At 59.9% G+C, this 24,992-nt stretch carries 18 protein-coding genes and 2 pseudogenes; 8 read left to right on the top strand and 12 right to left on the bottom strand.

Translation table 11 applies throughout. From position 1 onward, the window contains the following. Positions 1-249: 249 nt before the first annotated feature. Positions 250-798: an RNA polymerase factor sigma-70 gene (locus AC1Q8Q_RS23900; protein WP_020795936.1), complete on the top strand. Its 549-nt coding sequence runs from the start codon at positions 250-252 to the stop codon at positions 796-798. A 407-nt stretch (positions 799-1,205) separates the two neighbouring features. Here AC1Q8Q_RS23900 and AC1Q8Q_RS23905 read toward each other — a convergent pair whose 3' ends face one another. After that, a complete protein-coding gene (locus AC1Q8Q_RS23905; RefSeq protein ID WP_020795935.1) occupies positions 1,206-2,183 on the bottom strand; it encodes a TerC family protein in 978 nt (325 codons plus the stop codon). Between the two features lie 386 nt (positions 2,184-2,569). Between AC1Q8Q_RS23905 and AC1Q8Q_RS23910 the strand changes: the two genes are divergently transcribed. After that, positions 2,570-3,472 (top strand): universal stress protein, encoded by a 903-nt coding sequence (locus tag AC1Q8Q_RS23910; RefSeq protein ID WP_020795933.1) that lies wholly within the window; start codon positions 2,570-2,572, stop codon positions 3,470-3,472. Positions 3,473-3,612: 140 nt separating this feature from the next. Here the strand turns inward: AC1Q8Q_RS23910 and AC1Q8Q_RS23915 are convergent. Beyond that, a pseudogene (locus AC1Q8Q_RS23915) lies at positions 3,613-3,972 on the bottom strand (DUF6124 family protein). 36 nt (positions 3,973-4,008) lie between these two features. Between AC1Q8Q_RS23915 and AC1Q8Q_RS23920 the strand changes: the two are divergent. Continuing rightward, positions 4,009-4,208: pseudogene (locus tag AC1Q8Q_RS23920) on the top strand (transposase); the annotation flags it as partial. Positions 4,209-4,241: 33 nt separating this feature from the next. On the opposite strand, the gene AC1Q8Q_RS23925 reads toward AC1Q8Q_RS23920, so the two are convergent. Beyond that, on the bottom strand, positions 4,242-5,069 hold the full coding sequence (locus tag AC1Q8Q_RS23925; protein ID WP_492615574.1) for a fibronectin type III domain-containing protein: 828 nt from the start codon (positions 5,067-5,069) through the stop codon (positions 4,242-4,244). 583 nt (positions 5,070-5,652) lie between these two features. Here AC1Q8Q_RS23925 and dusA point away from each other — a divergent pair. After that, positions 5,653-6,648, top strand: a complete 996-nt coding sequence (gene dusA, locus AC1Q8Q_RS23930) for a tRNA dihydrouridine(20/20a) synthase DusA (RefSeq protein ID WP_033045456.1) — start codon at positions 5,653-5,655, stop codon at positions 6,646-6,648. 13 nt (positions 6,649-6,661) lie between these two features. On the opposite strand, the gene AC1Q8Q_RS23935 is transcribed toward dusA, so the two are convergent. The 9 genes from AC1Q8Q_RS23935 to AC1Q8Q_RS23975 all read right to left on the bottom strand — a co-directional run bounded on the left by AC1Q8Q_RS23935 (position 6,662) and on the right by AC1Q8Q_RS23975 (position 18,479). Continuing rightward, positions 6,662-7,975, bottom strand: a complete 1,314-nt coding sequence (locus tag AC1Q8Q_RS23935; protein WP_168758714.1) for a sensor histidine kinase — start codon at positions 7,973-7,975, stop codon at positions 6,662-6,664. Then, complete coding sequence (locus tag AC1Q8Q_RS23940; protein ID WP_168758715.1) at positions 7,972-8,640, bottom strand: response regulator transcription factor; 669 nt, start codon at positions 8,638-8,640, stop codon at positions 7,972-7,974. Before AC1Q8Q_RS23940 ends, AC1Q8Q_RS23935 begins: the two co-directional genes overlap by 4 nt. Before the next feature lie 3 nt (positions 8,641-8,643). Further along, complete coding sequence (locus AC1Q8Q_RS23945) at positions 8,644-8,967, bottom strand: PepSY domain-containing protein (protein WP_020795928.1); 324 nt, start codon at positions 8,965-8,967, stop codon at positions 8,644-8,646. Continuing rightward, a complete protein-coding gene (locus AC1Q8Q_RS23950; RefSeq protein ID WP_020795927.1) occupies positions 8,967-9,275 on the bottom strand; it encodes a PepSY domain-containing protein in 309 nt (102 codons plus the stop codon). The genes AC1Q8Q_RS23945 and AC1Q8Q_RS23950 overlap by 1 nt, the downstream gene beginning before the upstream one ends. Positions 9,276-9,363: 88 nt before the next feature. Continuing rightward, on the bottom strand, positions 9,364-10,527 hold the full coding sequence (locus AC1Q8Q_RS23955) for a zinc-binding metallopeptidase family protein (RefSeq protein ID WP_033045460.1): 1,164 nt from the start codon (positions 10,525-10,527) through the stop codon (positions 9,364-9,366). 164 nt (positions 10,528-10,691) lie between these two features. Next, the gene (gene ligA, locus AC1Q8Q_RS23960; RefSeq protein WP_492615575.1) at positions 10,692-13,049 is read right to left on the bottom strand and encodes an NAD-dependent DNA ligase LigA; all 2,358 of its coding nucleotides are present in this window, start codon (positions 13,047-13,049) and stop codon (positions 10,692-10,694) included. A 178-nt stretch (positions 13,050-13,227) separates the two neighbouring features. Next, a complete protein-coding gene (gene zipA, locus AC1Q8Q_RS23965; RefSeq protein ID WP_492615576.1) occupies positions 13,228-14,073 on the bottom strand; it encodes a cell division protein ZipA in 846 nt (281 codons plus the stop codon). A 255-nt stretch (positions 14,074-14,328) separates the two neighbouring features. Beyond that, positions 14,329-17,817, bottom strand: a complete 3,489-nt coding sequence (gene smc / locus AC1Q8Q_RS23970; protein WP_492615577.1) for a chromosome segregation protein SMC — start codon at positions 17,815-17,817, stop codon at positions 14,329-14,331. Positions 17,818-17,819: 2 nt separating this feature from the next. After that, positions 17,820-18,479 carry a GntR family transcriptional regulator gene (locus AC1Q8Q_RS23975; protein WP_020795922.1) on the bottom strand — a complete coding sequence of 220 codons (660 nt, stop codon included), beginning with the start codon at positions 18,477-18,479 and terminating at the stop codon, positions 17,820-17,822. Positions 18,480-18,745: 266 nt separating this feature from the next. On the opposite strand from AC1Q8Q_RS23975, the gene xdhA reads away from it, so the two are divergent. From xdhA to guaD, 4 genes are all read left to right on the top strand, one after another. Beyond that, entirely contained in the window at positions 18,746-20,200 is a 1,455-nt protein-coding gene (gene xdhA / locus AC1Q8Q_RS23980) for a xanthine dehydrogenase small subunit (protein ID WP_020795920.1), read from the top strand. Next, positions 20,193-22,592: a xanthine dehydrogenase molybdopterin binding subunit gene (gene xdhB / locus AC1Q8Q_RS23985; protein ID WP_020795919.1), complete on the top strand. Its 2,400-nt coding sequence runs from the start codon at positions 20,193-20,195 to the stop codon at positions 22,590-22,592. Before xdhA ends, xdhB begins: the two co-directional genes overlap by 8 nt. Positions 22,593-22,709: 117 nt before the next feature. Next, positions 22,710-23,567, top strand: a complete 858-nt coding sequence (gene xdhC, locus AC1Q8Q_RS23990; RefSeq protein ID WP_033045249.1) for a xanthine dehydrogenase accessory protein XdhC — start codon at positions 22,710-22,712, stop codon at positions 23,565-23,567. A gap of 8 nt (positions 23,568-23,575) precedes the next feature. After that, positions 23,576-24,880: a guanine deaminase gene (guaD, locus tag AC1Q8Q_RS23995; protein ID WP_020795917.1), complete on the top strand. Its 1,305-nt coding sequence runs from the start codon at positions 23,576-23,578 to the stop codon at positions 24,878-24,880. The last annotated feature ends 112 nt before the right edge of the window (positions 24,881-24,992 follow it).

The following is a 24,992-nucleotide window of genomic DNA, read 5'->3' on the forward strand; positions in this document are numbered from 1 at the left end:
AGGGTTGCGCTGTGCAATTTCTTCCTTGAGAACGGATGACGCCTGGAAATAATTAGTCGCCAGGCATGAGCGCCAACCGGGCCGTGGCGCGACAGCGTGTCGCAGTTCTCACTCTGCACCTTCAATGCGCATTACTTCTCTTTCTCAATTGACAATCATTATCATTCAGCATAATTTGTCGCTCGATGTGTAGGGCGGCCCCGGCCTTCTTGTCGTCCCACTAACCTATTGGCAGCAAGGTGATTTCCAATGACGGAACAAGCGTCCACAAGCAGGTGCGATTCGCCGCTACTTCAAGCCTTCGTCGACAATCGACTGATACTGGTCAAGATTGCAGCCCGCATCACCGGCTGCCGCTCGCGCGCCGAAGATGTGGTGCAAGATGCTTTCTTCCGCCTGCAATCGGCGCCGAACATCACCTCCTCCTTCAAGGCGCAGCTCAGCTACCTGTTCCAGATCGTGCGCAACCTGGCCATCGACCACTACCGCAAGCAGGCCCTGGAACAGAAATACTCCGGCCCTGAAGAAGAAGGCCTCAACGTGGTCATCCAGGGCGCCTCCCCGGAAACCTCGCACATCAACTTCTCCACCCTGGAAAACATCGCCGACGCCCTGACCGAACTGCCAAGCCGCACGCGTTATGCCTTTGAGATGTACCGCTTGCATGGCGTGCCGCAGAAGGACATTGCCAAGGAGTTGGGGGTGTCACCGACGTTGGTGAACTTCATGATTAGGGATGCGTTGGTGCATTGCCGGAAGGTGTCGGGGAGTCGGGGGGATACGTTTGCCCAGCGTTGAGGCTTGATCGTGGGATCAAGAAGGCCGTTCTGAGATTCGGGACGAATCAGTCGTCATGCAGCAAACCTGAACTGTATTCGCTGAAACTGCTGACAAGCGCACTGCCCTTTCAGTATTGCTGGGGTCTCAACTAAAAAGGACGTCACTCAGGGACGTCCGTCTGTTTATTACCACTCACTTCCGGTTGCCGCCCGTGCCTTCATACACTGCTGGGCGGGTCGACGTGCGCGCAGGTGTGGAAGACCGGGAATCCAGGAACCCGGCGCACCCGAAAGTGCCCCGCACACAACCGCCATAATTTAACAGCACACATGAAAAAAGTGACTGCATAAATTCAGGTGGCGCCTGTGCGTCTAGATCACGTGAAGGGCTAGGAAAAATAAATCGGTCCCCTTTTCGGTCCCTGATCATCGTTGTTCTCCCGTAACCCGTGTTTTGCTCTTCGTTAAAGTCAGGCTCAACAGGACGGAAACCAAGATGATGCCGCCGACTGTGGTCAGCGACCATTGGATCGGCACGTGCCACCACGGCGCGACCAGCATCTTGCCGCCGATGAACACCAGTACGATGGCCAGGCCATATTTGAGCAAGTGAAAGCGGTCGGCCATGTCGGCAAGCAGAAAATACAGTGCGCGCAGGCCCATGATGGCGAAGATGTTGGAGGTGAACACGATGAACGGGTCCGTGGTGACGGCGAAGATAGCCGGGATGCTATCCACCGCGAACACCAGGTCGCTGGCCTCGATCAGTACCAGCACCAGGAACATCGGCGTCGCCCAGCGCAGGCCGTTCTGGCGCACGAAGAAGTGCTCGCCGTGAAAGCCGTCGGTGATGCGAAGATGGCTACGCAGCCAGCGCAGCAAAGGGTTCTTTTCGAGGTCTGGCTGCTGGTTGGCGAAGATCAGCATCTTGATGCCGGTGATGACGAGGAAAGCACCAAAGACATAGAGTAGCCAGGCAAACTCCTGCACCAGCCAGACGCCGGCGAAAATCATACCGGCGCGCATGACGATGGCCCCGAGCACGCCATAGAGCAAGACACGGCGCTGCAACTCTGGCGGCACGGCGAAGTAGCCGAAGATCATGACGAAAACGAACATGTTGTCGATCGACAGCGACTGTTCAATCAGGTAGCCGGTGAGAAATTCGAGCGTTGTACGCTGGGCCACTTCGGCACCGACATGGCTGTGCAGATACCACCAGAGCAGAGCGGCGAAGACCAGTGCCAGGCTGACCCAGGCGATGACCCAGGCCAGCGCTTCGCGGACCGAAACACGATGCGCCTTGCGCCCGCCGAAGACGAACAGATCGAGCGCCAGCATGGCAAGGACGAACACGATGAAGGCGGCCCACATCCAGGGTTGGCCGACGCTGATGGCCGTCATCTACTGTCTCCGCATGAAGCAGCAATAGGCTGGAGGGGTCATGCTAGCGAGCCTGTTACCACAACAAAAATCGTTTATTCGTTGCGAATAGTTCGTTTTTTACGAAGTATTGATTCAGGTGCTCAACTACCAGCAACCGCATTGGTTATGCTCCGTGGTCAAGGCGGGTGGCGTGGCGCGCGCTTCCAGCAGTCTCGTCTCTTGCTCGATCGTGATGGAAAGGTCTGCTACACCCTTCGACAGTCTTGGCAACTGGTAAGCCGGTGATGCTGGCGTATATTGATAGTGTCGATCCAGGTAGTTGAGGCGATAAAAGATCGCCAATGGTGGGACAAGCGAGAGTGCTGGGGGCGCTAGCGGATAACCCGGAACGTTGGAGGTGTCATATGAGGCAGTATCAACGACTCTTTCTGATCGCAGGTCCCACCATGCGTCACTCGCCGGCGATGGAGCGGGCAATCGCATTGGCCGACGCTACAGGCGCAGCGCTGCATATTGCGGTGTTCATCGAAGACTTCGACCTTATGCGGTTAATGAGCAACAGTGAACAGCTTCGTGAGAGTTGCCGGCAGGAGAACCTGCAGTGGCTGACGGATGAGGCCGAACTCATGCGCAGGAAGGGCATCACTGTGACCACCGAAGTTGCATTGACCCGTGACCCGCTGCAAGAAATCCTTGGGCATGTGGCTGAAATGCAGCCTGACCTGATTATCAAGGACGTACACCATGAATCAGCGCTCAAACGTGTATTCATCACGCCTTTGGATTGGCAGTTGTTACGCGAATGTCCGAGCGCTGTACATCTGGTCAGCGAAGTCAGGTGTCCGCTTCCTCGAGTAATAGTGGCGGCGGTTGATCCATCGCATCCTGAGGGTCAGATCAGCGCAATCAACGACAGTATCATTCAGGCGGCGAGCGAAATGGCCGCGCAATGCGAAGCTGAATTGCACATGTTGTATGCCTATGAACTAACCCACACACATTTCTCTGATGCAGGTGCTGGCGCCGTGACGATGCCAGGCTTCGCCAACGACGTGCGCCGGTCACTTGAAAAGTGCTTCGTTGCCTTGGCCGGACGCCACGGCGTGCCACCTGAGCGACAACATTTCATTGCTGGGCCGCCAACGAAAGCGATGGCCGACTTTGCCACTCATACTCGAGCGGATGTCTTCGTAATGGGAAATACCCATCACAAAGGGGTGGACAAGCTGATTGGCAGTACCACGGAGCATGTTCTGTATCAGGTGCCCTGCAGCGTTTTGGCCATCAAGGGAGAAGCGGATCACTGAACGAAAAAACGGCAGGGGAAAAGGGGAAAAGTTTTTTGTAGAACACCATTGGCGTAAGAATAGTCTTCTACCCCAGTGGTGCTTTACAACGACTTCGCAGCCGAAGGGCGCGAAAGCCCCCCCTCGCCCAAAAAACGTGGCTACTCAGTTGAGTCGAGTCGATCCAACGCCCGTTCACAGCCAGCTCACCTGACATGATGACCTGCGCAATGCCCAGCAAGGATTTGCGACTCGTCCCCTGCGCGCGATCCGCCAGATCCAGGGTCATGACATTGGCCGACGCCAGCGACTCACAAGCATGGGCCAGCAGGGTTTCGGTATCGAGCTCTGGGTTGACGATGATTATGGTGTCGGGTGTGCGCGGAGTGTCCATGATGGGGATGTCCGGCTTCAGGTGATCGTCGAGGGCGCGTTCGGCGACTTCGTGGTTTTTTTGAATCGAGCGCTTCGTAGGGGGATGCCGGATCAGTGTCCGACGGATTGGATGTGACCTTGAACATGGATGGAACTCCGATGCTATTTAGAAAGGAGCCATCACCGCCTGCGTCATCGAGTCGATCAACATGAGCCTGCGCAAGGTCACCAAAAGCAGAGCCTCATTCCCGACTGACGATGCGGTAATGAAGCTCTTTATCTGGCGCTGAACAACATCAGTAAGAAGTGGACAATGCCAATCAGGGACTGGGCGGGAGCCTTGAACAGGTTCAGTATCCAGTTCGAAGACAGGCTTTTGCAGGATTACCAGCCACCCCCGTTTACACAGGATTCATTACACCCCCCGCTTATCCTTAAGAGAAACACCGATTGCGGGATAATGAATGACTTCTCGATCTGACTTGTTGTCGGAATTATCGATCGCTGTCACACCAAACTCGTATCGCACCCCCGGTTCCAGCCTGGTAATGGCAAATTCCAGTTGTTTCGTGTGCCCCAATACATTACCGACACCTTTATCGACGATATAAGTAATATCCCCAGAACTGTCAAATGACTCCTCCCAGCTCAACTGCAAGCCCAAATTTGAAGTTCTTAACCCTGTAGGCTTGGTGGGCGCGGTAAGATCCTCGAAGTAGACACTGACACAAACAGGCTTTGAGAAATTTAATCCATCATCAAAGGTACGAATGCAGTAGGAGTGGTCCCGCCCCTGTTCTGGAGTGGTATCGGTGTAGGGAGGTGTTTTTGGGGTATCGAGTAAACTCGTATCTCGGCGTATCTCATAACGAGGCTCACCACCTTCAACTTCACCGGGACTCCAAAAAAAGGAAACCTGATCGAGAGTCTGATTGAAGGGCTCGAAGAAGCTTGGAGGCTTGGGTTGCATTCTGTCGGGGGTTGTAATCTCGATCAAGGCTGGGTCCGTTATTCCATGCGGCGGAAAGAACCCAACGAACGTAAAACTGTAGTTCGTATTTTTCGTCAAGTTATCTAAGGTAACTCTTCCACTCCTCCCTCTATACCGCTCAACTGGACCAGCAGGGGTATTTTCAGTAAGCATATATTCAAGCGCAGGCGTCGTCGCTTCCACCTGAAAAGTAGTCCAGGTTATATAATTGATTTGATACTCCAAAGGAGGCAAATTAGCTTCAGCGTTCATACACATTCTCCAAAATTATAAATAGGTGCTCTTCAGCACTTGTTATTCAAGAGCGCATTAACAAAACAGCCCGCATGAAATCAGTACAAACTTATCTAATCACAAAAATACAATTAAGAATACTAGCAATTCTGCTAGTAATTAATCACAACCTGAAACTCCCACTCGTGTTAACGCCCCTCAATCATTCGGTCGAGCCCCTTATCCCAAGGAACACAAAGAGAACATTCAATACTCTTGATCATCTGTTCGCCCTCATCTGAAAATTAATGATACGTTCGTATTTTCACTGCACATTCGACTCTTGGGCACTGTAAGAAATGCCAGTTTTTAGACCCTATCGAAATTACGGCCATCATCAAATCGTAAAATCCGGCCAAATAAATACAAACCGAATGGGCATATATATTTTTCCGGCTCCGTTTACCCGCCTGTCCATAATGAAACCTTGCTGAGTGACACCTTTGGGTGATGGCAAAGTGCGCTAGGGGGGGCCAAAGCGAGTGCAAGACTCACCAAACCCCCACAACCCCAATCCTGATAAACTCCCCCACCTCCCAGCCTCACCGATTCCAGATCCCCCATGTCCGTATCCAACGCCACACCCGCCCCACTCTCCCGCCGCTTCTCCGTCGCCCCGATGATGGATTGGACCGACCGGCACTGCCGTTTCTTCCTGCGCCTGCTGTCGAAGAACGCCCTGCTCTACACCGAAATGGTCACCACCGGTGCCTTGCTCAACGGCGATCACGAGCGGTTCCTGCGCCACAACGAAGCCGAGCATCCGTTGGCGTTGCAGTTAGGTGGCAGTGTGCCACTTGACTTGGCGGCGTGTGCGCGGATGGCGCAGGAGCATGGGTACGATGAGGTGAATCTGAATGTGGGCTGCCCCAGTGACCGGGTGCAGAACAATATGATCGGGGCGTGCCTGATGGGGCACCCGCAGTTGGTGGCCGATTGTGTGAAGGCGATGCGCGATGCGGTGTCGATTCCGGTGACGGTGAAGCATCGGATCGGGATCAATGGCCGTGACAGTTATGAAGAGCTGTGCGATTTCGTTGGTACGGTGCGTGATGCCGGTTGCACCAGTTTTACCGTGCATGCGCGGATTGCGATTCTGGAGGGGTTGTCGCCGAAGGAGAACCGCGATATTCCGCCGTTGCGTTATGACGTGGCTGCGCGGTTGAAGGCGGATTTTCCGGAGCTGGAGATTATTCTCAACGGCGGGATCAAGAGCCTGGAAGCCTGTCACGAGCATTTGCAGACGTTCGATGGGGTGATGCTCGGGCGTGAGGCTTATCACAACCCTTACGTGATGGCCGAGGTGGATCAGCAGTTGTTTGGCAGCACGGCGCCGGTGATCACGCGCGCCGAGGCGTTGGCGCAGTTGCGGCCTTATATCGCCGCGCACCTGGAAACCGGCGGGGCGATGCACCATATCACCCGGCATGTACTGGGGCTGGGCACCGGGTTTCCGGGGGCGCGCAAGTTTCGCCAGTTGCTGTCGGTGGATATCCACAAGGCGAAGGAGCCTTTGGCCTTGCTGGATCAGGCGGCCGGGTTGCTCGAGGGGCGTTGAGCGCCCCGCTGTTTCAGCGCTTGGGCAGCTCGATGGTCACTTTCAAGCCGCCCCACTCGCTTTCGTGCAGCAGCAACTCCCCGCCCCAGGTGTCGACGATGTCGCGCACAATACCCAGGCCCAGGCCATGCCCGTCGGTCTGTTCATCCAGGCGCGTGCCGCGGCTGAACACCTGGTCGCGCTGGTCCTGGGGGATCCCCGGGCCGTCGTCTTCCACATTTAACTCGTAGGCTTGCGCGGTTTCGATCACGCTCAGGCGCACTTCGGCGTCTGCCCATTTGCAGGCGTTGTCCAGCAGGTTGCCGAGCAGTTCCAGCAGGTCTTCGCGGTCCCAGGGCAGTTGCAGGCCGGTGGGCGCGACATAGCTGAGGTGCAGGTGTTCGCCGTGGATCATGTTCAAGGTGGCGAGCAATCCCGGCAGTTCGGCATCGCAATCGAACAAGGCCCCCGGCAAGGCGTCGCCGCTCAAGCGGGCGCGGTTGAGTTCGCGATTGAGTCGCAGGCGGACCTGTTCCAGCTGATCCTTGAGGACCTGGCGCAGTTGCGGGTGCGCGTCGAGTTGCTCGCTGGAAGCCAGGCTCAACAACACCGCCAACGGGGTTTTCAGGGCGTGGCCGAGGTTGCCCAGGGCATTGCGCGAGCGCTTGAGGCTATCTTCGGTGTGGGCCAGCAAATGGTTGATCTGGGTCACCAGCGGTTCCAGTTCGATCGGCACCTGATCGTCGAGTTGCGAGCGTTGGCCCTGTTGCAGTTGCGCGATCTGTTCCCGGGCTTTTTCCAACGGGCGCAAGGCGCGTCGCACGGTGATCCGCTGGAGCAGCAGGATCAGCAGCAGGCCCGCCAGTCCCAGGCCGAGGCCGATCTGCTGCATGCGCTGGAAGCTTTCGCGCACCGGGGTGTAGTCCTGGGCCACGCTGATGGAAATCGACTGGCCCAGGCGCCGATAGTCGGAACGCAGCACCAGCAACTGCTGGCCTTCCGGGCCCAGTTGCAGGTTGCTCTCCAGGCCCGGGTGCTCGAGGCGTGGCAGTTCCTGGTCCCACAATGAACGAGAACGCCAATGGCTGTCGGCGAAATCGATGCGGAAATAATGGCCAGAAAACGGCCGCTGATAAGCCGGCGACAATAGTCGCTCATCCAGTTGCAAGCCCTGGGGGCCGCGCACCAGCGCTATCAACAGGTTTTCGCTGTCGTTGCGCAACCCGGCTTCGAGGTAGCGCTGCAATCCCACTTCGAACAGCCACAGGCTGGTTTGCGCCAACACCAGGCCGACGATCACCATCACGCTGATCAGGCCCAGGCTCAAGCGGCGCTGGATCGACCTCACCGGGCTTGTCCACCCAGCAGGTAACCTTGGCCACGACGGGTTTCGATCACGCTGCGCCCGAGTTTGCGGCGCAGGTGATTGACGTGGACTTCCAGCACGTTCGAGTCGCGCTCGGTTTCACCGTCGTAGAGGTGTTCGGCCAGGTGGCTTTTGGAGAGGATCTGTTCCGGGTGCAACATGAAGTAGCGCAACAGGCGAAACTCGGCGGCCGTGAGCTGGATGTCGGCGCCATCGCGGGTCACGCACTGGCGCCCCTCGTCCAGGTGCAGCCCGCCCGCCTTCAGGGTCGGTTGATTGACCTGGCCATGGGAGCGGCGCAACAGCGCCTGAATGCGCAAGTGCAGTTCTTCGGGGTGGAAAGGCTTGGTCAGGTAGTCGTCGGCGCCGGCCTTGAGGCCTTCGATGCGCTCGGCCCAGGAACCGCGGGCGGTGAGGATCAGCACCGGCGTCGCCAAGCCACCGGCACGCCACCGCGTCAACACCTCAAGCCCGGGCAGCCCCGGCAGGCCGAGGTCGAGGATGATCAGGTCGTAGGGTTCGGTGCTGCCCTGGTGCACCGCGTCGCGACCGTCGGCCAGCCAGTCCACGGCATACCCTTGGCGATTGAGACCGGCCAGCAGTTCGTCGGCCAGCGGCACGTGGTCTTCCACCAGGAGCAAACGCATCGGTCAATCTTCCTTGTCTTTGAGTAAACGGCCGGTGGTGGCGTCGATGTCCAGTTCGCGGACCACGCCTTCGCTGGTCAGCAATTCGACTTCATAAATGTAGACGTCATGCTTTTCTTCGAGCTCGGCTTCCAGCAGCTTGGCGCCCGGATAACGATCCAGTGCCTGCTGTAAAAGTTGCTCGAGCGGCAGGATCACACCTTGTTGGCGCAGGCGCAGGGCCTCGTCCTGGTCGAGGTCGCGGGCCGCCACCACCGAGCAAAAAACCAGCAGCGCCAGCGCCAGGCGGGCGCTGGCGCGTCGAAGTGAAAAGGATTGCAGCGTCATTACGTGTCCTGATGATCCTTGAGAATCTGCCCGCTGACCGCGTCCAGCTCCAGGTCCCACTCGAGGCCCTGCGGATCGCGCAGTTCAATCTGGTAGATGTACTTGCCGTACTCTTCTTCCAGTTCGGTTTCCGTGACCGTGGAGCCTGGGTGCTTGGCCAGCGCGGTGGCGTTGAGCTTCTCGAAAGACACAATGGTACCAGCGTCTCGCAGTCTCAGGGCTTCGTCGGGCCCGAGGTCACGTGCATGGGCGAGGCTGGCGGACATGGCGATGAGGGATGTGACGAACAGGGCAGTGAAGGATTTCATGGGGTGTCTCCGTATCTTTTATGTGTTGCCTACGGGGCTCACCTTAGCGAAACGAACTTAACTGAAACTGAATTGCCATCATGCACAACTATTGTGCCAGTACTTCATCCGCCCTGCCGCCCGCGCGCTGGATCACCAGGTGGATGAAGTGCAGCTTGGCGATCACCGCGGGCGGCAGCACGAAGGGGTAGAAATCCGGCTGGCCCATGCTGCGCGACAATTCATTGAGCATGCCGGCCAGTTCGATCCACGCATTGACGAATGAGAGGAACGCGGTACCGCCGGGGTGCTGCGGATCGTAGAGGGTGCTGGGGGGAAAGGGCTGATAGTCGAGGTCCATTTCCCGTGCGCTCATGCCAAACCCGAGCGCGGTGTCGACGGCGTCCATCATGTGCAGGTAGTGAGCCCAGGTTTCGGCCCAGTCTTCCCAGGGGTGCATGGTGGCGTAGGCGCTGACGTACTGCTGCTGCCAGTCGAGCGGCGCGCCTTGCTGATAATGCCGCTCCAGGGCCTCGGCGTAGCTGGCGCGTTCGTCGCCGAACAGGTCGCGAAAGGGATCCAGCCAGTCACTATCAGCAATCAAGCGGTCCCAATAGTAATGCCCGACTTCATGACGAAAATGCCCGAGCAAGGTGCGATAGGGTTCGTGCATTTGCACCCGCACCTGTTCGCGGTGGGCGTCGTCGGCTTCCTTGATATCGAGGGTGATCAGGCCATTGGCGTGGCCGGTGGTGGGTGCATTGCCTTCGAGGTCGACGCCGATGAAGTCGAAGGCCAGGCCGACTTCCTCATCCAGGGTTTTCGGGACCACCTGCAACCCGAGGCTGACCAATTGCGCAACCAGTCGGCGCTTGGCGATTTCCATCTTGCGCCAGCGCTCGTGGTTTTCGGCAATGGATAAGTCGGGGATGGTACGGTTCAGGCTACAGGCGATGCACAGTGAGTCGTGGTCATTGGCGGGGAGCAACCAGTTGCAGGCGGCGGGCGAATCGAGATTGGCGCAGCGACGAAACAGGCCGGCAGAGGGATCGGCATCGAGCAGCCAGGTGTCGTGCTGTTCGCCTGGTTGCAGCGAAGACAGGCGGCTTTGCTCTGGCTGATAACCCAAGGCTGCAGAACAGGCCAGGCACTGGCTGTTGCGAAAGAACAGCGACTGCCCGCATCGACAGGGCCAGATCTTGCTGTTGCGCGAGCTTTCGCCGATGAAGGGGGCCGCGATACGCGACGTGAGCTGTTCGAAGAAGCGGTGCATGAGCGATCTCTCCCTGGGGCTTGCCAAGACTAGATCATTCCTGGGTGAAGATCGTTCCCATGCTCTGCGTGGGAATGCCTCAAGGGACGCTCCGCGTTCCAGCTCTCGAATGGGACGCGGAGCGTCCCGGGCTGCATTCCCACGCAGAGCGTGGGAACGATCACTTAGACCGCAATACCGTGTTTTTTCAGGAACTCGACGAACGCCTCTTCATCCAGCACCTTCAACCCCAGCTCATTGGCCTTGGTCAACTTCGATCCCGCTCCCGGCCCCGCGACCACGCAATGGGTCTTGGCTGATACGGAGCCTGCGACTTTGGCACCGAGGCTTTCGAGTTTGTCCTTGGCCACATCGCGGCTCATCAGTTCCAGCGAGCCTGTGAGCACCCAGGTCTGGCCGGCCAGGGGCAGGCCTTCGACGACTTTCTTCTCGCTGTGCCAGTGCATGCCGAAATCCGCCAGTTGCTTCTCGGCGGCTTCGGCCAGTTGGCGATTGGCCTCGATGGCGAAAAATTCGCGAACCGAAGTGGCCTGCTTCTCGGGCAATGCCTGGCGCATGTCCAACCAGTCGGCGCTGATCACCGCTTGCAGCGAACCGAACTTGTCAGCCAGTTTCTGCGCCCCGCCCGGCCCCACCGAAGGGATGTGCAGCTTGTCGAGGAAACCGCCCAACGTGGTGCTGGCGGCAAACTCGGCGCCCAGCTCGCCCTGGTCCTGAATCTGCAAACCGTGGTTGAGCAGTTCGGTAATGACCTGCTGGTTGTGCGCATCTTCGAAGAAGCTGTGAATTTCGTGGGCCACTTCCAGGCCGACGTCCGGCAGGTAGGTCAGCACTTGTGGCAAGGCTTTTTGCACCCGCTCCAGCGAACCCAGGGAACGTGCCAGCACCTTGGCCGTCTCTTCGCCGACATCGGGAATTCCCAGGGCGTAGATGAAGCGTGCCAGACCCGGTTTCTTGCTGTCGGCAATAGCACTGAGCAGCTTGTTACTCGACAGCTCGGCAAAGCCTTCCAGGTCGACGATGTCTTCGAACTTCAGGGCGTACAGGTCGGCCGGCGAACTCACCAGCCCTTCATCGACCAGCTGTTCGACGCTCTTGTCGCCCAAGCCTTCGATGTCCATGGCGCGGCGGGAGACGAAGTGAATGATCGCCTGCTTGAGTTGTGCACCACAGGCCAGGCGCCCGACGCAGCGGTACACCGCGCCTTCGCTGACCGTCTCGCGACCCTTGCTGCGCTTGACCAGTTGCGTGCGCTCGACATGGGAGCCGCACACCGGGCACTGCTGCGGGATCTGCACCGGCCGGGCGTCTTCCGGGCGACGCTCGGTGACCACTTGCACCACTTGCGGGATCACGTCGCCAGCACGGCGAATGATCACCGTGTCACCGATCATCAGGCCCAGGCGCGCCACTTCGTCCATGTTGTGCAGCGTCGCGTTGGCCACGGTGACACCGGCAACCTTGACCGGCCTGAGGCGCGCCACCGGCGTCACCGCGCCGGTGCGGCCGACCTGGAATTCCACGTCGAGCAGCTCGGTGAGTTCTTCCATGGCCGGGAATTTATGGGCGATGGCCCAGCGCGGTTCTCGGGCACGGAAGCCCAGTTCGCGCTGGGACGCGATGCTGTTGACCTTGAACACCACACCGTCGATTTCATAGGGCAACGCATTGCGGCGCTCGCCGATGTCGCGGTAGTAATCCAGGCACTCATCGATGCCGTTCGCCAGCTTCAGCTCATGGCTGATCGGCATGCCCCAGGCCTTGAGTTGCTGCAGGTTGCCGATGTGCGTGTCGGCGATGTCCGCAGACACCTGGCCGATGCCGTAGCAGCAAAACTCCAGCGGACGGTTGGCGGTGATCTTCGAATCCAGCTGGCGCAAGCTGCCTGCCGCGGCGTTGCGTGGGTTGGCGAAAGTCTTGCCGCCGACTTCCAGTTGCGTGGCATTGAGCCGCTCGAAACCGGCCTTGGACATGAACACTTCGCCGCGCACTTCCAGGGTCGCCGGCCAGCCAGTGCCGTGCAGCTTGAGCGGGATGTTGCGCACGGTGCGCACGTTGACGCTGATGTCTTCGCCGGTGGTACCGTCGCCGCGGGTGGCCCCGCGCACCAGCATGCCGTCCTGATAGAGCAGGCTGACTGCCAGGCCATCGAGCTTGGGTTCGCAGCTGTATTCAACCGCCGCGCCAGCGCCGAACAGATCACCGGTCGGCAGGTCCAGGCCCTCGGTCACCCGACGGTCGAACTCGCGCATGTCGGTTTCTTCGAAGGCGTTGCCCAGGCTGAGCATCGGCACTTCGTGGCGTACCTGGGTGAACGCCGACAGCGCCGCGCTACCGACCCGCTGGGTTGGCGAGTCGCTGGTGACCAGTTCGGGATGGGTCGCTTCGAGGGCCTTGAGCTCGTTGAACAACCGGTCGTACTCGGCGTCCGGGATGCTCGGCTCGTCCAGCACGTGATAACGATAGTTGTGCTGATCCAGCTCGGCACGTAGCTCTAGAATGCGGTCTTGGGCGGCAGTCATGGGTGGTCTCTCATAAAGCAAAAGAGCAGCCGAGGCTGCTCAATTTCGATGCGGCGTTGATTCATTGTAGGAGCCTGCGGTGCGGCGATCCGACTTGCCGGCGAAGGCGTATTCGACATCGCCATCGCCAGCAAGCCGGCTCCTACAGGGGTACGGAGGTTTCCACACGTTACAAATATCAGCGCTTCTGGGTCAGTGCGCGACGCTCGAATTCAACGATGCGTTGACGGTAGTGCTCGATCGTCTGGGCGGTCAGTACACTGCGTTGGTCGTCCTTCAGCTCGCCGTTCAACTCTTGTGACAGTTTACGTGCTGCAGCCACCATCACGTCGAAGGCCTGCTTCGGATGACGCGGGCCTGGCAAGCCGAGGAAGAAGCTCACCGCCGGGGTGCTGAAGTGGTCGATGTCGTCCAGGTCGAAGACGCCAGGCTTGACCGCGTTGGCCATGGAGAACAGCACTTCGCCATTGCCCGCCATGCTTTCGTGACGGTGGAAGATGTCCATTTCGCCGAAACGCAGGCCACTTTCGAGAATGTTCTGCAGCAGCGCCGGGCCTTTGAAGCCGGCCGGGTCGCGGCAAATTACGCTGATGACCAGCACTTCTTCTGCTTGCGGCTGCTCTTTTTGGCTGACCGCAGGCGATGCCTTGGTGTCATCCGGGAAATCGTCGTCACGGCTACTGAAGCTAGGGCCGCCGTCCAGGTCCAGGCTGAGGTTCATGTCACCCTGGGAAGGCTCTCCATGGCCACGCTTGCCGCGCTTGGAGCCCGAATCGCGGGCAGGCATGCTCACTGACGGCAGGTCGTGCTCGTCCAGTTGCGGTTCCTTGTGCGTATCCAGGACGCGAGACGGGCCCAACACCTCAGGGCTGGTGTCCTCGTCAGGCAGGTTGGACAGGCTCCGGTCAAGACGGAATTTCAGCTTTCCCTTGCCGCCGCGCATACGGCGCCAGCCATCGAAAAGAATACCGGCAATGACAATAATGCCGATGACGATCAGCCACTCGCGCAGACCGATTTCCATGTAATCCCGTGCCTCTATAAAAAATGCTGAAAAATAAGGGGCTTACATTCTGTAAACCGCTTTAAAACGTGGCGCCAACTCTATGTTCTGACAGGCGTTTTGCCCACGTATACGAAAAATTGACATTAAACTAGCACGACCAAAGGCAACTTTACACCGTCTGGCACGTTGGCCCCGCGATTATGTCGATTGGCCAGCAAGTCGGCATGGCTAATCAGGTCCCACCGCTAAAAAATCCGACCTGAAAGCCATGTTTCAGGCGTCCACCATCGCCATGGCCTCCTCGACATCCACCGCCACCAGACGCGAGCAACCCGGTTCGTGCATCGTCACCCCCATCAGTTGTTCAGCCATTTCCATGGCGATTTTGTTGTGGGTGATATAGATGAACTGCACCGTCTGCGACATCTCCTTGACCAGTCGTGCGTAGCGTCCAACGTTAGCGTCATCCAATGGCGCGTCCACTTCATCGAGCATGCAGAACGGCGCCGGGTTCAGCTTGAAGATCGCAAAAACCAGGGCCAATGCCGTCAGGGCCTTTTCGCCACCTGATAGCAAATGGATGGTGCTGTTCTTCTTTCCGGGCGGCTGCGCCATGATCGTCACCCCTGTATCGAGTAGATCTTCGCCCGTCAGTTCCAAATACGCGCGCCCTCCACCGAAAACTTTTGGGAAAAGTGCCTGTAAACCGCCATTGATCTGATCAAAGGTATCTTTGAAACGGTTTCGGGTTTCCTTGTCGATCTTGCGAATCACGTTCTCGAGCGTATCGAGCGCCTCGACCAGATCGTCGTTCTGGGCGTCCAGATAACGTTTACGCTCCGATTGTTGCTGATACTCATCAATGGCCGCGAGGTTGATCGCGCCCAGGCGCTGGATTCGCGCGGCAATGCGCTCGAGTTCTTCCTCGGCGGCTTTCTCGCTGGCCTCGGCGGTCAGCGTGGCCAGCACGCCGTGCAGGTCGTAGCCGTCTTCAAGCAACTGGTCCTGCAATGCCTTGCGCCGCACGGTCAGGGCTTGCCATTCCATGCGCTGGTTTTCAAGCTGGCCGCGAATCAGCTGGGACTGTTGTTCGGCCTGGTTGCGGCGCTTTTCAGCGTCACGCAGTTCACGGTCGGCGTCTTCCAGGGCGATCTGCGCGGTCTTGAGCTCTTCGTCGACGGTCATGCGCTTGTCGAGCAGTTCTTCGAGCTTGAGGCGCAGCTCTTCCAGCGGCGCCTCGCCCTCTTCGAGGTTGAGGCTCAGTTGCTCGCGTTTTTCCGTCAGGCGCTCGGCCTGCATTTCCAGGCGCTCCAGGGCCTGGCGCGTCGAGTCATGCTGGGCCCGCAGCGAACCCAGGCGCACCGCCAGTTGATGGGCGTGATCCTTGTGCTGGCGGGCTTCCTGGCGCACCCGGTCAAGCCGTTCGCGCAAGCTGTCACGCTGGGCCAGCAGCAGCTCGCGCTGCTCGGTATCCAGGGCCATGGCGTCGAGGGCCTCCTGCAAGTGCACGCGCGCTTCACCGATCTGTTCATGTTCCAGGGCTCGCTGTTCCGCCAACTCCTGGAGCTCTTCATCGAGGCGCGTGCGCCGCAGGTTCAACTGCTCGGCCTTGGCCTTGCCGGCCGACAGCTGAGCCTTGAGTTCACCTTGCTGGCGCGCTTCGTCCTGCAGCAGGCGGCGCAAATGTTCGCGGCCGTTTTCCTGCTGGCGCTGTTGCGCCCGCAGGTTTTGCAATTCGGTTTCCAAGGCTTCGACGGCCGCTTCACGTTCTTCGCGTTCAAGGCCCAGTTTCTGGATTTCCTGACCCCGGGCGAGCATCCCGCTTTCCGCTTCACTGGCGCGGCGCACGCGCAAAAAGTGCCGACCGACCCAATATCCGTCGCGGCTGATCAGGCTCTGGCCCGCTGCCAGCTGCCCACGCAACCCCAGCGCTTGTTCGAGGCTTTCGACGGGTTTGACCTGCCCCAGCCACGGCGACAGATCGATCTGCGCCTCGACTTTATCGAGCAGGCTGCCGGGCACGCGCGCGCCGTCGGTCGCGGGGCTGAGCAAGCGCAGATCGCCTTGGGTAAACCCGGACAAATCGAAATCGTTGAAGTCATCCACCAGCACCGCTTGCAGGTCGGCCCCCAGTACGGTTTCCACCGCCAGCTCCCAACCGGCTTCAACCTTCAGGCCTTCGGCCAGGCGCGGGCGGTCCGCCAAATTCTGCTCGCTCAGCCATTGCGCGGTGCCGGTGCCCGGGTCGAGTGCGGCTTGCTGCAAGGCTTCAAGCGAAGCCAGGCGACCGTTGAGGCGCTGCAGATCGCCCTGGGCCTGTTGCTGCGCCGACAGTGCCTGCTGCAATTGCTGGCGCAGTTGCTCGAGCTTTTCAACCTGAGCTTCTTCACTGGTCTGCAAATCTTCGAGGGTCGCCTCGGATTCAGCGAGCTGCTCGTTGAGCGCCATGATCGCCGCGTCTTCCGGGTCCGCCGACAACAAGGCGCGCTCTTCACCCAGGCGCCGGTGCCGTTCGGCCAGGCGCTCCAGGCTGGTTTCCAGCTGCTGAATGCGTGATTGCTGGACTTCCGACTGGCGCCGTGGCTCGGCGGCACTGAGGTTGAACGTGTCCCACTGCTCCTGCCAGCCGTGCATGGTGGTTTCGGATTCCTCCAGCGCAGCGGCGGCCTCTTCGGCGGCGGCGCTGGTGACTTCCTGCTCCGGCGTGAGCATGTCCAGTTCTTCGCCGAGGGTCAGCAACAGTGTGCGGTCGTGGCCCAAGTGCGACTCGGTCTCCAGGCGCGCGCGCTCGGCTTCCTTCAAGTCGTCCTGCAATTGGCGCAGGCGCTGTTGCCCATGCTGGATGCTCTGCTCGACCCGGGCGATGTCGCCGCCGACCGAATAGAAGCGCCCCTGCACCAGATTGAAGCGCTCGGAGAGGTCGTGATGGCCGTCCCGCAAGCGTTCGATACTGGCGTCGGCGTTGCGCTGTTCGGCCACCAGGGCTTCGAAACTGACTTCCTGGGTGCCAATGATCGCTTCGCGCTGGCCGACCTGATCGTTCAGGTCCTGCCAGCGCAGGGCCGACAGTTGCGCCTTGAGCTGGCGCTCCTCGCCTTTGAATTCCTGGTACTTCTTGGCCGCTTCGGCCTGGCGGTGCAAGCGTTCGAGCTGACGTTCGAGCTCTTCGCGCAGGTCGGTCAGGCGCTCCAGGTTTTCGTGGGTGCGGCGGATGCGGTTTTCGGTTTCGCGCCGACGCTCCTTGTACTTGGAGATCCCCGCCGCCTCTTCAATGAAGTTGCGCAGGTCTTCAGGCTTGGACTCGATCAGCTTGGAGATCATCCCCTGTTCGATGATCGAGTAGCTGCGCGGGCCCAGGCCGGTGCCGAGGAAGATATCGGTGATGTCGCGGCGCCGGCATTTGGTGCCGTTGAGGTAATAGGTGGTCTGGCTGTCGCGGGTGACTTTGCGGCGAATGGAAATTTCCGCATAGGCGGCGTATTCACCGAGCAATGTGCCATCGGCGTTATCGAATACCAGTTCGATGCTCGCCTGGCTCACCGGCTTGCGGCTGGTGGAGCCGTTGAAGATGACGTCGGTCATCGACTCGCCGCGCAGGTTCTTCGCCGAACTTTCGCCCATCACCCAGCGCACGGCGTCGATGATGTTCGACTTGCCGCAACCATTGGGCCCAACCACCGCCGCCATGTTGCTGGGGAAGTTCACTGTGGTCGGGTCGACGAAGGACTTGAACCCCGCCAACTTGATGCACTTTAGCCGCACGCTTATGCGTCCGTCAGGGCAGAGATCACCAGATCGCAACTGCGCTGGCCATAAGCGGTCAGCACTTCGCGGATCAGTGGAAAATCACGGGCGATCACTGCAGCAAGCAGACGTTCGAACAGCTCCAGATACTCACTCATCGAGGCCTTGCGTTGCTCCAGGGCGAGAAAATACGCACGGCTCATGGCCGGCTGCAGATTCTCGACGGTTTCCTGCAGGTAAGGATTGTTGGCAAACGAGTACGTGGCACGCATCACGTTGAAACTGTCGTCGACGAAGGCATGGATGTCCTGGCGCTCGTAGCTGGCCGTCAGGCGCTGCTGGATCTGCACGAACGGCGCCAGGTCGGCCTGGACTTTCCAGCCAGTGGCCACGGCGTTGGCGAGCAGGATGTACATCTCGCTCATCAGCGTGCAAAGGCTCTTGACCTTGTGCGCGGTGAGTTCGGTGACGTGGGCGCCACGTCGCGGCAGGATGGCGATCAGGTGCCGGCGCTCGAGAATCAGCAAAGCCTCGCGGACCGAGCCACGACTGACGTCGAGTGCCTGCGTGACCTTCTGTTCCTGGATGCGCTCCCCGGGCTTCATTTCGCCGCGAATGATGCGTTCGGCGAGATGATGCGCGATTTGCTCGGCGAGGCTGTCCGGCGCCTTGAACGTCATGGTTGTCCTTCAAACTCTTCGATTTGTACAAGCGGCGCAGTGTAGCGCAATTGATACGTCATGGCGCAGGGCCCACCCAGTGGTTTTTGGCACGATTCAAGCAAAAAGCAGGCTGTTGATCGAGGGTCAATAATGAAGAAAAGCGACGTTAATCGACAAAATGCACTTTCCTGACCTTTAAGTCAGAAAATCATTGACCGAAAAGTCAGACCTGCTAAATTCGGTTCATGGCGGTTAACAACAATAATGAGTCTGCGAGGCCTTCCGTGATCCAGTTTTTACTCAACCAGGAACTCCGTAGCGAGCACGCCCTGGACCCGAACCTGACCGTGCTCAATTATCTGCGCGACCATGTGGGCAAACCCGGCACCAAAGAAGGCTGCGCCAGCGGAGACTGTGGCGCGTGCACCGTGGTGGTCGGCGAATTGCAGACCGATGATGCGGGCCGCGAACACATTCGCTACCGCAGCCTCAACTCGTGCCTGACGTTCGTTTCGTCCTTGCACGGCAAGCAACTGATCAGCGTCGAAGACCTCAAGCACAAGGGCGAACTGCACAGCGTGCAGAAGGCCATGGTCGAGTGCCACGGCTCGCAATGCGGGTTCTGCACCCCTGGTTTCGTGATGTCGTTGTTTGCCCTGCAAAAGAACAGCGACGCACCGGATCAGCACAAGGCCCACGAAGCCCTGGCCGGCAACCTCTGCCGCTGCACCGGCTATCGGCCGATCCTGGAAGCCGCCGAGCAGTCCTGCTGCGCTAAAAAGCCGGATCAGTTCGATGCCAACGAAGCCCAGACCATTGCCCGGCTCAAAGCCATCGCGCCGACCGATATCGGCGAACTCAACAGCGGCGACAAGCGTTGCCTGGTGCCTTTGACCGTGGCCGACCTGGCCGACCTCTACGACGCTTATCCACAGGCCCGGCTGCTGGCCGGCGGCACTGACCTGGCGCTGGAAGTGACCCAGTTCCATCGCACGTTGCCGGTGATGATCTACGTCGGCAACGTCGCCGAAATGAAGCGCATCGAACGCTTCGACGACCGCCTGGAAATCGGCGCCGCCACCGCCCTCTCCGACTGCTACGAGGCCCTGAAGGCCGAGTACCCGGACTTCGGCGAACTGCTGCAACGCTTCGCCTCCCTGCAGATCCGCAACCAGGGCACTTTGGGCGGCAACATCGGCAACGCCTCGCCCATCGGCGACTCGCCGCCCCTGCTGATTGCCTTGGGCGCGCAAATTGTCCTGTGCAAGGGCGAAACCCGCCGCACCCTGGCCCTGGAGGATTACTTCATCGATTACCGCGTCACGGCGCGCCAGGAAAGCGAGTTCATCGAGAAGATCATCGTGCCTCGCGCCAGCGTCGAACAGCTGTTCCGCGCCTACAAGGTGTCCAAGCGCCTGGACGATGACATTTCGGCCGTGTGCGCGGCATTCAACCTGCGCCTGGAAAACGGTGTGGTCGCCGATGCCCGCGTGGCCTTCGGTGGCATGGCGGCCATTCCGAAACGCGCCAACAGTTGCGAAACCGCGCTGATCGGTTCGCCCTTCAACAGCGCCACCGTTGAACGCGCCTGCGCTGCCCTGGCCGAAGATTTCACACCGCTGTCGGACTTCCGCGCCAGCAAGGAATACCGCCTGCTCAGCGCACAAAACCTGCTGCGCAAATACTTCATCGAACTGCAAACGCCGCACATCGAGACTCGGGTGACCGCTTATGTCTAACCATCACGCCGTAGAGAAGACCCAGGCCGAACTGGCTGAACTGTTCGCCAAGGACCTGACCACCGGTGTCGGCCGCAGCGTCAAGCACGACAGCGCCGCCAAGCATGTGTCCGGTGAAGCGCAGTACATCGATGATCGCCTGGAGTTTCCGAACCAGTTGCACGTGTACGCCCGCATGTCGGACCGTGCCCACGCCCGGATCATCAGCATCGACACCTCGCCGTGCTATGCCTTCGAGGGTGTGCGCATCGCCATTACCCACGAAGACGTACCAGGCTTGAAGGACATTGGCCCGTTGCTGCCGGGCGATCCGCTGCTGGCGATCGACACCGTGCAATTCGTCGGTCAACCCGTGGTGGCCGTTGCCGCCAAAGACCTGGAAACCGCACGCAAGGCGGCGATGGCCGCGATCATCGAATACGAAGACCTGGAACCGGTACTGGACGTGGTCGAAGCCCTGCGCAAGCGCCACTTCGTGCTCGACAGCCACACGCACCAGCGCGGCGATTCGGCGACGGCGCTGGCCACTGCCGAACATCGCATCCAGGGCACGCTGCACATCGGCGGGCAGGAACACTTCTACCTGGAAACCCAGATTTCCTCGGTGATGCCCACCGAAGACGGCGGCATGATCGTCTACTGCTCGACCCAGAACCCCACCGAAGTGCAGAAACTGGTGGCCGAAGTGCTGGACGTTTCGATGAACAAGATCGTGGTCGACATGCGTCGCATGGGTGGCGGTTTTGGCGGCAAGGAAACCCAGGCGGCCAGCCCGGCCTGCCTGTGCGCAGTGATCGCGCACCTCACCGGCCAGCCGACCAAGATGCGCCTGCCCCGTGTCGAAGACATGCTGATGACCGGCAAGCGGCACCCGTTCTATGTCGAATACGACGTGGGCTTCGACAGCACCGGACGCCTGCACGGCATCAACCTGGAACTGGCCGGCAACTGCGGCTGTTCGCCAGACCTGTCGGCGTCGATCGTCGACCGCGCGATGTTCCACTCGGACAACTCGTATTACCTGGGCGACGCGACCGTTAACGGTCATCGCTGCAAGACCAACACCGCCTCGAACACCGCCTACCGTGGGTTCGGCGGCCCGCAAGGCATGGTCGCCATCGAAGAAGTGATGGACGCCATCGCCCGTCACTTGGGGCTGGATCCGCTGGCGGTGCGCAAGGCCAACTACTATGGCAAGACCGAGCGCAACGTCACCCATTACTACCAGACCGTCGAGCACAACATGCTCGAGGAAATGACCGCCGAACTGGAAGCAAGCAGCCAGTACGCCGAGCGCCGCGAAGCGATCCGTCGCTACAACGCCAACAGCCCGATCCTGAAAAAGGGCCTGGCGCTGACCCCGGTGAAATTCGGCATCTCCTTCACCGCCAGCTTCCTCAACCAGGCCGGCGCCCTGGTACACGTCTACACCGACGGCAGCATCCACCTGAACCATGGCGGCACCGAGATGGGCCAGGGCCTGAACACCAAAGTCGCGCAAGTAGTGGCCGAGGTGTTCCAGGTGGAAATGGACCGCGTGCAGATCACCGCGACCAACACTGACAAAGTACCGAACACTTCGCCGACCGCGGCCTCCAGCGGCGCCGACCTGAACGGCAAGGCTGCGCAGAATGCCGCTGAAACCATCAAGAAACGCCTGGTGGAATTTGCCGCGCGGCAATACAAGGTCAGTGAAGAAGACGTGGAGTTCCACAACGGCCACGTGCGGGTTCGCGATCACATCCTGACTTTCGAAGCACTGATCCAGCAGGCGTACTTCGCCCAGGTGTCGCTGTCGAGTACCGGGTTCTACAAGACCCCGAAAATCTACTACGACCGCAGCCAAGCCCGGGGGCGTCCGTTCTATTACTACGCCTTCGGTGCAGCCTGCTGCGAGGTGATCATCGACACCCTGACGGGCGAGTACAAAATGCTGCGCACCGACATCCTCCACGACGTCGGTGCCTCGCTGAACCCGGCCATCGACATCGGCCAGGTCGAAGGCGGTTTCATCCAGGGCATGGGCTGGCTGACCATGGAAGAGCTGGTGTGGAACAACAAGGGCAAGCTGATGACCAACGGCCCGGCCAGCTACAAGATCCCGGCCGTGGCGGACATGCCGCTGGACCTGCGGGTGAAGCTGGTGGAAAACCGCAAGAACCCGGAAGACACGGTGTTCCATTCCAAGGCCGTGGGCGAACCGCCGTTCATGCTCGGCATCGCCGCCTGGTGCGCGATCAAGGACGCCGTGGCGAGCCTGGGCGACTACCGGCATCAACCGAAGATCGACGCGCCGGCGACGCCGGAGCGGGTGTTGTGGGGCTGTGAGCAGATGCGCCAGTTGAAGGCGGCGAAGGCTGTCGAGGCCGATGCCGAGTTGGCTTCGCTCTAAGACCGAGGCGCGGCCTTCGCGAGCAGGCTCGCTCCCACAGGGGAAAGCATTCCAAATGTGGGAGCGAGCCTGCTCGCGAAGAGGCCCGAACAGACAACAGAGATGTTGAGGTGAAACATGTACAACTGGATCGACGCCCTCGCCGACCTGCAAAACCAGGGTGAACCCTGCGTGTTGGTGACCATCATCGAAGAGCTCGGCTCGACGCCGCGCAATGCTGGCTCGAAGATGGTTGTCAGCGCCCACCAGGCCTTCGACACCATCGGTGGCGGACACCTGGAATACAAGGCCATGCAGATCGCCCGCGAAATGCTCGCCAGCGGCAAGCAGGACACCCATCTCGAGCGCTTCAGCCTCGGTGCCAGCCTGGGCCAGTGCTGCGGCGGCGCGACCGTGTTGCTGTTCGAACCGATGGGCCAGGTCCAGGCGCAGATCGCCGTGTTTGGCGCCGGCCACGTCGGTCGCGCGCTGGTACCGCTGCTGGCCAGCCTGCCCTGCCGGGTGCGCTGGATCGACTCGCGGGAAGACGAATTCCCGGAACAGATTCCCCACGGCGTACGCAAGATCGTCAGCGAAGAACCGGTGGATGAAATCGACGACCTGCCCGCCGGCAGCTACTGCATCGTCATGACCCACAACCACCAGCTCGACCTCGAACTCACCGCCGCCATTCTCAAGCGCAACGACTTCGCCTACTTCGGCCTGATCGGCTCGAAAACCAAACGGGTGAAGTTCGAACACCGCCTGCGCGACCGCGGCTTCGACAGCAGTGTCGTGCAACGCATGCGCTGCCCGATGGGCATCGGCGAAGTCAAAGGCAAGCTGCCTGTGGAAATCGCCATCTCCATCGCCGGCGAGATCATCGCCACTTATAACGCCAGTTTCGGCCAACAAACGTCCCGCGCCGAACCGATTGCCAAGTTGCTGCCCGTTTCACGCCGCAGCCAGGCCACCAACTTGAAAGCCTCAAATTGAGAACTGACATGCCCCTGACTCGCAAAGCCTACCGCGCCGCCATTCTGCACAGCATCGCCGACCCCGCCGAAGTCGGGATCGAAGCCTCCTATGAGTATTTCGAGGACGGTTTGCTGGTGATCGAAAACGGCAAGATCAGTGCCCTTGGCCACGCCAGTGAACTGCTGCCAACGCTGCCGGCCGATATCGAGATCACCCATTACCAGGATGCACTGATCACCCCCGGCTTCATCGACACCCACATCCATCTGCCACAAACCGGCATGGTCGGCGCCTACGGCGAGCAACTGCTGGACTGGCTCAACACCTACACCTTCCCCTGTGAAAGCCAGTTCGCCGACAAGGCTCACGCTGACGAAGTGGCGGACATTTTCATCAAGGAACTGCTGCGCAACGGCACCACCACCGCGCTGGTGTTCGGCAGCGTGCATCCGCAATCGGTGAACTCGTTCTTCGAAGCTGCCGAGCAACTGGACCTGCGCATGATCGCCGGCAAGGTGATGATGGACCGCAACGCCCCGGACTACCTGACCGACACCGCCGAATCCAGCTATTTGGACAGCAAGGCGCTGATCGAGCGCTGGCACGGCAAGGGTCGCCTGCACTATGCCGTCACCCCGCGCTTTGCCCCGACCAGCACCCCGGAACAGTTGACCCTGGCCGGCCAGTTGCTGACCGAATACCCGGATCTGTACATGCAGACCCACATCAGCGAAAACCTCAAGGAAATCGAGTGGGTCAAGGAACTGTTCCCGGAGCGCAAAGGCTACCTGGATGTCTACGACCACTACCAGTTGCTCGGCGAGCGCTCGGTCTTCGCCCACGGTGTGCACCTGTGCGATGACGAATGCGCGCGACTGGCAGAAACCGGTTCGGCCATCTCCTTCTGCCCGACTTCGAACTTCTTCCTCGGCAGCGGCCTGTTCAACCTGCCGATGGCCGAGAAGCACAAACTCAACGTCGGCATCGGCACCGATGTAGGCGGCGGCACCAGTTTCTCGCTGCTGCAAACGCTGAACGAGGCCTACAAGGTCATGCAGCTGCAAGGCGCGCGCCTGAGCCCGTTCAAGTCGCTGTACCTGGCCACCCTCGGCGGCGCCCGTGCGCTGCGTCTTGAAGACAAGATCGGCAATCTGCAGCCGGGCACCGACGCCGACTTCCTGGTGCTGGACTACAACGCCACGCCGTTGCTGGGCTATCGCCTGCAGCAGGCCAATAATATTGCCGAGACGTTGTTTGTGTTAATGACCCTGGGGGATGACCGGACGGTGTTGCAGACGTATGCGGCGGGGAACCTGGTGCATCAGCGCTGAGTTTCCCCGGACACTGATCGTTCCCACGCAGAGCATCACTAGTGTCCGGTAAAAACCGAAGGGGGAGCTTGCTCCCCCTTGCTGTTGGCGGCCGTCAGTCATAATCGGATTT

This window comes from Pseudomonas sp. GW823-FHT06B06, assembly GCF_058795195.1.